The organism is Lactobacillus taiwanensis, from assembly GCF_017894345.1.
Lineage (GTDB): Bacteria > Bacillota > Bacilli > Lactobacillales > Lactobacillaceae > Lactobacillus > Lactobacillus taiwanensis.
The window spans coordinates 553,972-566,818 of record NZ_CP059276.1 but is presented as its reverse complement, the minus strand read 5'-3'; the positions used below and the strand labels follow the sequence as shown (position 1 = coordinate 566,818).

Below are 12,847 nucleotides of genomic sequence, written 5' to 3'. Positions count from 1 at the left end.
GAGATGTTAACAATGATGGAAGATGCAAAGGAAAAGGATAAAAAGTCTGTCAAACAGATTTATATTTCCATCCTTGCTCTCACCCTAATGAACGTTACCATTATTGCCGGTATTGGTAATGACGTTCAGCAAGCCTTCTATGGTTTAGCTTCCGTTACCTATTTCGCTATTGGTGCTATTTGTTTCTTCATTCCTACAGCTTTAGTAGCTGCCGAACTAGCATCTGGCTGGAGTAATCGTGGTGGTATCTTTCGATGGGTTGGTGAAGGTTTAGGCAAAGGCTGGGCACTAACCTGTTTATTAATTCTATGGTTCCAAACAATGATTAACTTTGGGATGGGGATGCCTAGTTATGCTGCAACAATTATGTTCTATACACCAATGTATAATAAAGCAGTTCAATTCGCTCAACACCCACAACATGAAGTATTAATCATGACAGGATTCATTATTTTATATTGGGTACTAACTTTTGTTGCCACTAAGGGAGTTAAAGCATTCAGTAGTGTTGCTAAATATGGTGTTTTAATCGGTACCTTTATTCCCTTAGCTTTAATGGTTATTTTAACCATTGTTTGGTTGTGTCAAGGACACGCTCCTGCCATTCCAATGACACCAAAAGGATTAATTCCTAAGTGGAATGGAATGAGCACTTTAGCCTTAGCAGCCGGAGTATTCTTCTCATACACCGGTATTGATATGAATGCCGCTCACATCAAACAATTAAGACATCCTGAAAAGGATTTCACAACGGCAATGTTCTTCTCTATTATCTTAGTATTCTTAATCTTCGTTGTTGGTACTGTAATCATTGCAATGGTTGTTCCAGAAAAGCAGATTAATGTTATTTATACTTTGAACACAGTATTCAGAACACTTGGTGCCACAATTGGAATCCCATGGTTATATATGGTTCTTGTGTGGGCTGGATTATGTAATGTTTTAGCCAGTGTTATTACTAACATGGCTGGTCCTTCATTTATGCTAGGACAAGCTGGTGGTTCTGGATTTTTGCCAAAGTGGTTCCAGGAAAAGAACAAACATCAAATGCCTGCTCATCTAATGTACACTCAAATTGCAGGGATGACGATAATTGCCTACTTGGTTAAATTACTTCCAAATGTTGAAGGTTTCGTCATTATGTTAACTCAGACCATCACAGTTCTTTACATGTTCTACTACATCTTAATGTTCACCACATTTTTAAGATTAAGATACGATCAACCTAACCGTCCTCGTCCATTTAAAGTTCCAGGTGGCAAAGTTGGGGCATGGATTGTTGCTGGTCTTGGTTTAATCTCTAGTGTATTCGGTATTGTATTAGCCATCTATCCACCAGCACAAGTTAAAGCCGAAGTTGGCTCCCCTGTTACTTATGTTGTAACTATTTGTATTTTGGTAGCACTTATTTTAGCTATTTGCTTTATTATGTATCAACTATCAAAGAAGCACCCCGAATGGGTTGATCCACACAACAAATTTGCTCCATTTACTTGGGAAATTGAAGGACTTAAGAAACCTGGAAAGGCTTTATCAAACGTTCCAACAACTGTTATGTCTAAAGATCAAAATCCAATGGGTATGCCAATTAAGCGCCACTATGGTCCAGACGAGCAAGCTGCAGCTAAATTCGTCAAAGAAGCTAATGAGAATAAACTTACCCCTACTGACAATTAATTTTTATTAGAAAAGAGATAATATTATGTCAGAAATTAATCCTACTGATTTAAAAACTATTAGATCAGATTTTCTTGATAATCAAAGATACCGTGTTACTCAAAATGCAGTTATGAAAAATGGTATTAAAAATTCCATTACTAATCAACGTGCTATTGATAATAGCAGTTTTGCATTCTCAGTTGATGTTGACTCTAACAAAGTAATGAATCAAAAGCATTCCGGCCGTTGCTGGATGTTTAGTGGTTTAAACTTTGTTCGTTTCTTAATTGAAAAGCACCATAATTTAAAAGATATGGAGCTCTCTCCTGATTATCTATTCTTCTATGACAAGTTAGAACGTGGTAATTACTTCTATAACAACATTGTAAAAACTGCTACTAAACCTCTTTCTGATCGTGAAGTCATGTTTTTACTTGCTACGCCACAAGAAGATGGTGGTGATTGGAATTTCTTAATTAATTTAATTGAAAAATATGGACTTGTTCCTAATGACTTAATGCCTGAAACCACACCAGCCTGGAATACAACTGAGCTTAATCAGATGTACAACAGAAAACTGGATAAAGATGCAATGAAGTTGCGCGACCTTGTTAACAATGAAGCTTCCGACACTAAAATTAAAAGCGTAATCCGTCAAATGAATCAAGAAAACTATCGGATCTTAAGCATTTGTTTTGGTACTCCTCCAGAGCACTTCACTTATGAATATCGTGATAAAAATAATAACTACCACACAACTGGTAGAATTACACCACTTGAATTTTATAAGAAGTTTTCTGATATTAACTTAAATGATTACATTGAACTTATGAATTTACCTGGTGGTGGCTACAAGTTTAATCAAACTTATACAATTGACCTATGTAATAACGTTATTGGCGGAAAAGATGGTCATTACTTAAATGTTCCAATGCATGATATGAGACGGATGACTATTAATCAACTAAAAGATGGCGATCCAGTTTGGTTTGCCTGCGATGTTTTACAAGAATGGAATAACCCAGCTGGTTTACTTTCACTAGGTGTTTATGACTGGAAACGTTCATTTGGAATTACTTTAGGTAAAGATAAAGCCAATAGAGTTCAATATCGTGAAAGCATGCCAACTCATGCAATGCTAATTTGTGGTGTTGATTTACAGGACGATGAGCCAACTAAGTGGAAAGTTCAAAACTCATGGGGCAATAAACCAGGACACAAGGGATACTTCATTATGGATAATCCTTGGATGGACCAATACACTTATAATACTGTAGTAAATAAGAAGTATTTATCAGCTACGGAATTAAAGTCCTATCAAGAAACTACCCCTATTACTCTTCCTTATTGGACAGCCATGTTATCTGATTAGTTTCTAATTAATTAAAATGAAGGTGAATGCTATGGTATTAACAGATGCGCAAAACAAAATCGTTGCAAAAGCTACTAAAAAAGATGTTAATGGTTGGCATTATTTAACAGTTCAAGGTGACCCCTATGAAATTGGCTTTCAACATGGATACCTTCTAACTGATGAATTTAGAGATGCAATTCGGGTTTATACACATATGACTCTTGAATTATATGGAATGGATTATTCCTTCTTTGTAGAACAAGCTGTCAAAATGCATAAAGATAAAATTCCTGAAGAATATTTAGAAGAAATGCAAGGAATGGCGGATGGCTTCACTGCCAATGGCTTTGAAACCAGTGTTGATGACGTTATTGGCTGGAATGATTGGATGGAACTAACAGGCTATTGGTGGCCGCAAGTTGCTGCTAACTATTCCAATAATCCACCACAAGGTCCACGTGGTTCTCACTGCTCTGGATTCGTTGCAACAGGATCAGCTACTAAAGATGGTAAACCAGTAATTGCCCATGAAAGTTTTGATGATTTCTGGAGTGGTCAGTACTTTAACGTCTGTGAAGAGGTTCATCCAACTAATGGCCATGCATTTAAGATGCAAACTGTTCCAGGCTATCTTGATTCAATGACCGACTTCTATGTAACAGATGCTGGCCTTGGAATTACTGAAACCACTATTGCTGGGTTCGTTGGTTACGACGTAAATGGAATTCCAGAATTTATTAGAGCTCGTAAAGCTACTCAATATGCGAATAATATCGATCAATGGGTAAAATTAGTCAATGAAGGTAATAATGGCGGTTACGCAAATATTTGGCTTCTTTGCAATATCAATACTGGTGAGATCGCTCGTTATGAACAAGGTTTAAAGCATCAGGAATTACTCGAATCAACTGACGGGTTCTATTATGGCTGTAATGCTTGTCACAATCCACGTATTCGTAACCTTGAGTGTGTTGACAATGGCTATAACGACACTCGTCAACAAACTGGTGCTCGTAGAGCACGCTTTGAAGAATTATTACCTGAAGTATCTGGTACGATTGATGATGGAGTTGCCAAGAAGATCTTAGCGGACAAGTACGATCCATACTTAGGATATCAATGTGCTTCTTCACGTAATATTTGTGCTCATTATGACGTTGACCCACAATACTATGCTGACGATCCACATGGCGTCTGGAATGTACCTTTCTTCCCAGGTGGTTCATGTGATGGTAAATGTGCAGATGCTACTGATATTCAAAACCTGAATATGTGGGGTATCTTCGGCCGAGCTGATGGTGAACCATTTGATGCAAAAGACTTTATGAAGCAGCATCCTGAATGGAATTGGCAAAAAGGTTATCTCTATGATAGACCAAGTCAGCCATGGACACTATTTGACTAGATAAGTTCAACTAACTTAATCAAAAATAAAATTATAAAAACTACTCATAGAAATAGGGTTAAGCATTACGCTTAACCCTATTTTGTTATTTATCTGTCTACTATTTGTTTAAGTTTTTCAAAAACAAATTGCATTACACCAACCCAAGTTAAGGCAATTGCTACTGAACCGCAAACATCGGATGGATAGTGAGCATAGACATATACTCTAGAAATCATTACGATGACTAACCAAACAATCAATAGAAAATCAATCCAAAAACGTTTAGTTCTATCTTTCAAAACTACTGGCAAAAGTACCATAATGATCCAAATAACAATCATTCCCATACCTAAAGTATGACCACTAGGAAAACTAAATCCATCATCAACTGCTAAGTGTTGTACAGGACGAGCTCTTTGAATCAAGTGCTTAATTATCCAACCTACCGCATCCCCTGTAATCATTGTTAAAACTAAATTAGTCGCAAGAGGACGTTGCTTTCTAAACCATAAGATTACTGCAATTAATACCATCCAGATCAAGTCAACTTTGGTATCTGCTAAAAATGTAATCTTTAGCATCAATCCCTTTAAATTAGGGACAATATGAACTAATCCTTCAAAGAAATTATCAAAGGCATTAATCCAACCTAAGTGTAAAATAATCGAAATGGCGAGAATCAAACTAATGGGTAAGCCCCAATATATCGCTTTTGAATATCTTTTCATTTTTACTCCTGTTTTCAATAATGTTTTTTCTTATTTTACCACTATGAGCTTAAAAATCATTGGTCATAGTTGAAAATCATCATAAAATAATTAAAGAAAAGGAGCTAGTGAGTACCAGGCACTAACTCCAATCATCGTCACTTAAGACGACTGTTGAGTTTATCTAATCCTTGTGATTAGCTTTTTTTATTATTGCTATTAAAAAAGTAGGATATTCACTACCTATCTAGTAAATATCCTACTTTTTCTTTATCGTTAATTTAATCTTTAATAGTCAATGGTTTGAGTTGTGCTTCAATCTCGTCTAAACCAACCCCAGCTTGAATTAAAGACGCGGCTGTATATGCTCCTTCAATTAAAGCTGTGTCATATAAATGAACTTTTTTATCGCTCATTTCCATCGCCATTTCAAGATTCATCTTAGCACTACCTAAATCATAAAAGGCTAAAATGTTGTCAGCTTCGTTATCATCAAAAGCCTGCATGATCTTTTCCATACTTGTTCCAATATCGCCATCGTTAGTACCACCTGCAGTAGTAATTGAAACATCACCTGCTACTTGCTTTAATAACTTAGGTAATCCTTCCGCAATTTCTGGAACATGAGAAACTATCGTAATACCTAGACTCATAGTAAACCCTCCGTTTCAAGCAGAGCTTCAAATAAATATCCACTTGATTCAGAACCTGGATCAACATGCCCTTTTGAACGCTCGCCTAAATAACTTGCACGTCCCTTTTTGGCTACCATATCCTTGGTTGATTCAACGGCCCTTTCAATCTTATCTTTGGATAAAGTGCCGGCTTTTACTTCTGGTACCAATTCACTCCAAACATCGATCATCGTTTTATCTCCTGGCTTTGCACCGCCACGCTTTTGAATTCCAGCTAAAGCAGCTTTAAGAAGCTCTCCCAGATCATCTGTTGAGCTACTCTTTTTAGCCATTTCTAGAAAAGCCGTCCCATATAACGGACCAGAGGCTCCGCCGACGGTTGAAATTAAAGCCATCGCAATATTTTTGAAACCAGCTTGTAAATCAACAGGCTTTGTAGTTAATTTTTCTCTAACAGCCTTCATTCCTCGGCTCATATTAAATCCGTGATCTCCATCACCAATTGGTGTATCCAAATCACTTAAATATTGTTTATTTACCTCAATCTTATCAGCAAAATTATTCATCCAACTTGTTAACGTATCAACTGTTAATGTCATTTTTATTCCTTTCTACCAAGCAATAGTCTTAACTGGGAAGTTTAAGTAATCAAGCCACTTGTCATCTTTAATCTCAAACAAAGTTAAAGAAATACCAGCCATATCAAGTGAAGTCATATAGTTTCCAACTTTCATAAAACTTGGCTTGATCTTAAATTCATCTAACTTATTTAAAACATCATTAGCAAAAATATATTGCTCCATCAAAGGAGTAGCCCCCATCCCATTAACTAAGCAAGCATACTTTTTACTGCCATCAAGATGCATTTCATCGTTTAATTTACCAACAAGCTCTTCAACTAATTCCTTTGAAGGCTTAATCTTCTCACGGCGGTATCCTGGTTCACTGTGAATACCCACTCCATATTCAATCTCATCTTCCTTTAAGACAAAACCAGGTTTACCAACTTCCGGATTAGTAGCTGCAGAAAGTGCTACAGCAATTGTCTTAATATTTGGCAAAACTTTTTTAGCTAATTCTTCAATTTCATCTAAGCTAGCACCTTGTTGGGCTGCTGCACCTAGAATCTTATGCATAAACAAAGTACCCGCAACTCCGCGACGTCCCTGAGTGTATAAACTATTTTCAACTGCAATATCATCATCAACTACAATTGATTTAACAGGAATATCATCCATATCGGCTAAATCCTTAGCCATATCAAAATTCATGATGTCACCAGAGTAATTTTTTACTACCATGAAGACACCTTGACCTTGATTAGCAGCCTTAATTGCCGCATAAATTTGATCAGGCGTAGGTGAAGTAAAAACTTGACCACAGATAGCAGCACTTAGCATCCCTTCACCAACATATCCGGCATGCGTTGGCTCATGCCCTGAACCGCCGCCACTGATAATACCAACTTTTCCTTTCATTGATTCTTTATCAGACCGAACAACAGCTTCAGTATCTGGAATTTTTTCAATAAATTGAGGATATGAACGAGTCATTCCGGAAACCATTTCTGCAACAACATTGTGTGGATCATTAATAATCTTCTTCATTGTTTTTATCTCTTTTCTTTTTTGAAACCACTTTCACAATATTATTATAACGTAATAGTGCCGATAAGTTTAATTTATTATTTGGAAAGAAAAAGCAGAACTATTTTTCATAGATCTGCTAAAATTACTATTTAAATTAATTCATATATTGAAAAAAGCTAAGCACTCACTATAAAAAATAGTGAAAATACTTAGCTTTTTTATACAAAATTTTTACCTAATCAAATATATCTAATTCTAATCCATCAACAACATCTCTTAACAAATCTAAGCCCGCAATACTGTTACCATCTTTATCTAAGGCTGGACTAAAGATCCCAATTCCATATTTATGAGGTGCAGCTGACATCAGACCACCACCAACACCACTTTTTGTTGGCACACCAATTAGTCGTGAATACGTTCCTGATTGATTATATAGGCCAGTCGTCATCATCAATGACTTAATACAACGAGCTTCTTCATCAGAAATAATACGTTTGTTATCCCATGGTTTTATACCGCCATTAGCTAAAACAGCACCTAAATTTGCTAAAGAACGCGCAGTAACCATCATTGAACATTGCTTAAAGTAAGTATCAAGACTAGTTACTACATCCCCGAGCATCATGTTTTTAGATTCCATATAATATGCTAATGACCGATCTAGATTGCCTGTTCTTCTTTCAGAATGATAAATTATTTGATCTAAGTAAAGATCTGGGTCATTACAAATATCACGAGCAAAATCTAAGATTTCTTCAAATGCATCGTCACCAGTCTTACTTACTACCATCGAAGTTGTAGCAATTGCTCCAGCATTAATAAAAGGATTCAAAGGGTACTTAGATCTTTCAATTTCCATATTTAGAATTGAATTGAAAGCAAAGCCTGTTTGACGAGACCCTACATGTTTAAATACTTCTTGTATGCCCATCTTTTTAATAGCAAGTATTAAGGTAATCACCTTAGAAATACTTTCAATCGCAAAGCGTACTTCACTTTGGCCCGCTTCACCTACTTCACCATCTTCTAAATCATATAAAACAACTCCGAGTTGCTTAGGATTAACTTCAGCTAAAGCTGGAATATAGCTAGCAACTTTTCCTTCTTTTTCTTTAGGTAAATTTTTCTTAACTAATTTTTCTAATTGAATCATAGCTATCTCTTTTCTATGAAAATACACTCTCACTTTAAGCATAGTCGATTCAATTGATTAGGTGAAATATTTAAGATTATAAAAACTATCCTCTTAAAATAAATCTAAATCAATTACGTGATACTCCTTCAATACCAAGCCTTTAAATTCAGCTTTTATAACAAATGGCATTAATGGCTGAATTTTTACAAATTTTTCATAAGTAAAACTAGAATCATAATAATTGATTATTGTTCCTATAGCTGTTCCATGACTCCCCACTATAATAGTCTTATTCAAGTTTTTCTCTATCTTCTAATCCTTTTACACTTTAGTGGACGCGTGGCACCAGTATGAATATCTATATTCGGTTGAGCATGTCTTACAAAGTATACAATCGTCATTTGAATTTATCTCCCCCAAATATTGTTCCTAATATCCCCAATAATAAGCTGAATCGGGATCTTCAGTTTGTTTCAAATACTCATCAAAATACGGAAGCGTATATTGTACTAGTCCATATCCGGCTGGGATTATCAATTTACGCTCAATAGCTCTTCTTCGATATTGAGCTACAAATACTTTATCTTTCCCTAAAATCTTTACTACATCTCGAAGTCGTCTATTTCCCATAACTGCCAGCAAATACTTGCGATCCCATTCAGATAGATCAATAAAGATTTTCTGATATGCATTGTCAAATAGTTGCAACTGAAATGGAATTGAAACTTTATCAAGATCTGCACTTTCGAGGATTTTTCCGTTTAGTTGATCAAACAATAAAAATCCCAATAATTGAAAGGCAAATGCATAACCACCTGTCATTTTCGCCATACGACTTGCTACACTCAAAGAGCAATTAAACACAGAACTATATGCCGCAATTATATCTGCATTTTTTAACGGTAATGTGTGAATTTTTTCTGATCTAAGCAAAAATGTCAATTTATTCTGAGTTTGAATATCTAAAATCAAATCTGGAAGTCCTGTCATTAAAACGAAGATCGGTAAATTATCTCCCTTTAATTCATTGAAGACTTGTGCAAATTCTCTTACTGCTTCGGTATTAGTAATTTCATCAATTGTAACAACCACGTATTTATTTTGTCTTTTTACTTTTTCTAGTATTTTTTCTAAAACAATATCATATTCTGTTTCAGAACTGTTCAAATCGATATTAATTCCTTTTACAGTAATTGAATTAACATTATTTAAAGCTTTTTGAAAAGCAAATTCAGTCTTGATAGCTAACTTTTTTGTTAAACTTGCGACTAGGTTATCTTTATTAATAAGGTTAATCCGATAACAATTATCATCTTGATCCAATTTTTGAGCCACTGCGTTTAAAAAGACAGTCTTTCCTGAACCTCTAACGCCAGTAATAAAAAATGAACGAGCAAAATCACTAGTTTTAATTTTAGAAATTAAATCATTAATTCTAGTATCTGTATCAAGAAATATTTTAGGGACATCACCAAATGTCGGATTAAAAGGATTATTCACCTTAATGTTTTCTTTCATTTTTAAACTCTTTTAAACTTCATATCTACTTTTAAACTCTTTTAAACTTTTCCATCAAAAAGCTAAGTACTTTCATTCAGTACTTAGCTTTTTACAGATGATTATTTTCTTAATCAATAGGAGGGATTTCTCGGATTTCAGCTAATTTCTTATACCAATATACGCTCTTCTTTGCGTAACACTTCTGCGTCTTAAAGTCGACATAGAATAGACCATAACGCTTTGAATAACCATTCGTCCAAGAGAACATGTCTTGAAGTGACCAGACAAAGTAACCATTTACTGGAATACCAGCTTCAATTGCCCTAGCAACTTCTTCCGTATGTTGTCTTAGATAATCAATTCTTGGAGTATCATCAATTATCTTATCTTCACTTTCAAACTTATCCTTATAACCCATGATATTTTCAGTAATATAGATCGAATGAACTAATGGATAATCATCATAGACACGCTTTAATTGATCGTACATCCCTTGTGGATAAATAATCCAGTCCCAATCAGTTGAAGGCAAATCCTTAGGATGAATCTCTTTACCAGCACCCTTCATATGATTGACGTCCGTACCTTAGTTAGAACAATCAAATTTTACGCTTGACTTTTTTCCTATAACTTAGTTAAATAAAAAGAAACAAATGTGATGACCTTTAATATAGTCCCGTGAGGCTATCAAGGAAATCTGCGCGTAAACTATTTTTTATAGTTTTAAACAGAAACGACTATCTTAGAGGCAATTCTTCAGATAGTCGTTTTTTCTTTAGGTCATCCAATCGTCATTTTCAAGGAGGAAAAAATGAAAAAAATGCCTAAAGACACATTCCATAATGATGATGCGATCTTAGACGTTTACGAAAAGCCAGAACTTGGACATGGAATTTTGTTATCCATGCAACACTTGTTTGCCATGTTTGGCTCAACTGTTCTTGTTCCAATTTTGGTCGGTATCAACCCAAGTATTGCACTTCTTTCATCTGGTGTCGGTACTTTAGTTCATATGGTGCTAACGCACTTTAAGATTCCGGCATACTTAGGTTCTAGTTTTGCCTTTGTTGCTACTATGCAGGCCTTAATGAGACAAGACGGGTATCCTGCAATTGCTCAAGGTGCAATTGCGGCTGGGTTAGTATATGTTATTGTTGCCTTAGTTATTGCAAAGATTGGATCTGATTGGGTAAACAAAGTCTTACCACCAATTGTTGTGGGACCAATCATTATCGTAATTGGACTATCTCTTGCAACTACTGCTGCCAACGATGCCATGATGAAGGGGACGAAGTACAACTTAACCTACTTCGGTGTTGCCATCTTTACCTTAGTCATGACCTTAATTTTCCAAATGTGCTTCAAAGGTTTTACTAGTTTGGTTTCAATTATGCTTGGAATCGTTTGTGGTTACGCTCTATCTTGTGTTCTAGGAATAGTTGATTTTTCAGGAGTAGTAAAAGCTGCTTGGTTCTCAATGCCCGCTTTAGATGTGCCTGGAATTAGCTACCACTTCAAATGGTATCCAGCAGCTATCTTAACAATGGCTCCAATTGCCTTTGTTACAATGACTGAACATATGGGACATATTATGGTTCTTAACTCCCTAACTAAGAGAAACTTCTTTAAGAATCCAGGTTTACACCGTACTATGATGGGTGACGGTCTTTCAACAATTATTGCTGGTTTTATCGGTGGTCCTCCGACTACTTCTTACGGTGAAAATATCGGTGTTTTAGCTATGACCAAAGTTCATTCAGTTTGGGTATTAGCAGGAGCTGCAGTATTTGCAATTGTCTTTAGTTTTGTTGGTAAAGTTGCTGCAGTCATCGAATCAATTCCAATGCCAGTTATCGGTGGTATTTCATTCTTACTGTTTGGAACGATTGCATCTAATGGGCTAAAGATTTTAGTTGATGATAAAATCGACTTTGGCGAAAAACGTAATATGTTAATCGCTTCTGTTATTTTAGTTATTGGTATCGGTGGAGCTTATTTACAACTTGGTAGTTTCCAATTAACTTCAGTTGCCTTATGTACAATCTTTGGTATGTTAATGAACTGGATTTTACCTAAGAAAGCTGCCAGTGAAAAGGCGCTAGAAGCTGAAAAGAAAGAAAAAGAACAAAAATACTTTAATTAGTTGAATATATGAAAAGAGCTAGAATCCGTGTAATGTGGATTCTAGCCTTTTTAGTAGTTCATTTCTTGTTCAAATCTATATTGCTGCAATACGTATTCCTTAAAAAATAGCAAAGTAAATGCAACATATCGTCAACCTGAATATCTTCTTGAAAATGATCATTAATATATTTAATTATTTCATCTCCCAGTGGAAGATTAGGACTTTTAGTAACCTGCTCTTCTTTATTAAAATTTTGATCAAGCAAAACAATAATTCTCATCAAATGACTTAAAATCATAAATCTTCAAGCATCAGTTAATGGTTTATGGCGTAATTTACCGAGTTCAATAACTTCTTTTTCTAACTTTTTATAAGAAGTTTTATTCTCAGTGATATTTTTTTCTAACAGATCAAGGGTCCAGTTAATACTTGTAGGATATTGACTTAATAAAAAATCATCATCAATAATCAAACCTTTATATTCCCAATTTTCTTCTTTACCAGATGAACTATGAATCTTTCTTCGATTAACAAGCCAAATATCACCACTATTAAAGTGATAAGTTTTACCTTCAAGTGCAAAACGTAGATCCTTTCCCTTAATTAAATAATTAAGTTCAATTCCTTGATGCCAATGCTCTGACTGAATTGCCTGATCGCTGTGGTAAAAATAAAAAGGCAATCTTTGATTATTTTGAACTCCTTCATGTTCAACTATTGTAATCTCTTTCAAAAAAATTACTTCTTAATTAC

Annotated in this window: 12 protein-coding genes and 1 pseudogene; 4 read left to right on the top strand and 9 right to left on the bottom strand. The window is 35.2% G+C overall.

Going from position 1 to position 12,847, the window contains the following annotated elements; translation table 11 throughout:
- Positions 1-15: 15 nt before the first annotated feature.
- Genes H1A07_RS02705 through H1A07_RS02695 form a run of 3 tightly spaced genes read left to right on the top strand, consistent with a single transcriptional unit; the run spans position 16 to position 4,418 of the window.
- The gene (locus H1A07_RS02705) at positions 16-1,677 is read left to right on the top strand and encodes an APC family permease (protein ID WP_210145481.1); all 1,662 of its coding nucleotides are present in this window, start codon (positions 16-18) and stop codon (positions 1,675-1,677) included.
- Between the two features lie 25 nt (positions 1,678-1,702).
- Complete coding sequence (locus tag H1A07_RS02700) at positions 1,703-3,031, top strand: C1 family peptidase (protein WP_210145280.1); 1,329 nt, start codon at positions 1,703-1,705, stop codon at positions 3,029-3,031.
- A gap of 31 nt (positions 3,032-3,062) precedes the next feature.
- On the top strand, positions 3,063-4,418 hold the full coding sequence (locus H1A07_RS02695; protein WP_210145279.1) for a C45 family autoproteolytic acyltransferase/hydrolase: 1,356 nt from the start codon (positions 3,063-3,065) through the stop codon (positions 4,416-4,418).
- 89 nt (positions 4,419-4,507) lie between these two features.
- Here H1A07_RS02695 and H1A07_RS02690 read toward each other — a convergent pair whose 3' ends face one another.
- The 8 genes and pseudogenes from H1A07_RS02690 to H1A07_RS02655 form a co-directional block, all read right to left on the bottom strand.
- Positions 4,508-5,128: a phosphatase PAP2 family protein gene (locus H1A07_RS02690; RefSeq protein WP_057718833.1), complete on the bottom strand. Its 621-nt coding sequence runs from the start codon at positions 5,126-5,128 to the stop codon at positions 4,508-4,510.
- A gap of 260 nt (positions 5,129-5,388) precedes the next feature.
- Positions 5,389-5,760 (bottom strand): dihydroxyacetone kinase phosphoryl donor subunit DhaM, encoded by a 372-nt coding sequence (gene dhaM, locus H1A07_RS02685; RefSeq protein ID WP_094497337.1) that lies wholly within the window; start codon positions 5,758-5,760, stop codon positions 5,389-5,391.
- Positions 5,757-6,341, bottom strand: a complete 585-nt coding sequence (gene dhaL, locus H1A07_RS02680; RefSeq protein ID WP_210145278.1) for a dihydroxyacetone kinase subunit DhaL — start codon at positions 6,339-6,341, stop codon at positions 5,757-5,759. The genes dhaM and dhaL overlap by 4 nt, the downstream gene beginning before the upstream one ends.
- Positions 6,342-6,353: 12 nt before the next feature.
- Positions 6,354-7,349 carry a dihydroxyacetone kinase subunit DhaK gene (gene dhaK, locus H1A07_RS02675; protein ID WP_057718830.1) on the bottom strand — a complete coding sequence of 332 codons (996 nt, stop codon included), beginning with the start codon at positions 7,347-7,349 and terminating at the stop codon, positions 6,354-6,356.
- A gap of 217 nt (positions 7,350-7,566) precedes the next feature.
- Positions 7,567-8,487 carry a glutaminase A gene (gene glsA / locus H1A07_RS02670; protein WP_210145277.1) on the bottom strand — a complete coding sequence of 307 codons (921 nt, stop codon included), beginning with the start codon at positions 8,485-8,487 and terminating at the stop codon, positions 7,567-7,569.
- Between the two features lie 93 nt (positions 8,488-8,580).
- On the bottom strand, positions 8,581-8,766 hold the full coding sequence (locus H1A07_RS02665) for a hypothetical protein (RefSeq protein ID WP_210145276.1): 186 nt from the start codon (positions 8,764-8,766) through the stop codon (positions 8,581-8,583).
- A 132-nt stretch (positions 8,767-8,898) separates the two neighbouring features.
- The gene (locus H1A07_RS02660) at positions 8,899-9,987 is read right to left on the bottom strand and encodes an AAA family ATPase (RefSeq protein WP_210145275.1); all 1,089 of its coding nucleotides are present in this window, start codon (positions 9,985-9,987) and stop codon (positions 8,899-8,901) included.
- A gap of 109 nt (positions 9,988-10,096) precedes the next feature.
- Positions 10,097-10,537, bottom strand: a pseudogene (locus tag H1A07_RS02655) (family 1 glycosylhydrolase); the annotation flags it as partial.
- A gap of 243 nt (positions 10,538-10,780) precedes the next feature.
- Between H1A07_RS02655 and H1A07_RS02650 the strand changes: the two are divergent.
- Positions 10,781-12,112: a solute carrier family 23 protein gene (locus H1A07_RS02650; protein WP_210145274.1), complete on the top strand. Its 1,332-nt coding sequence runs from the start codon at positions 10,781-10,783 to the stop codon at positions 12,110-12,112.
- A 286-nt stretch (positions 12,113-12,398) separates the two neighbouring features.
- Here H1A07_RS02650 and H1A07_RS02645 read toward each other — a convergent pair whose 3' ends face one another.
- Entirely contained in the window at positions 12,399-12,827 is a 429-nt protein-coding gene (locus tag H1A07_RS02645) for an AraC family ligand binding domain-containing protein (protein WP_210145273.1), read from the bottom strand.
- Between the last annotated feature and the right edge of the window lie 20 nt (positions 12,828-12,847).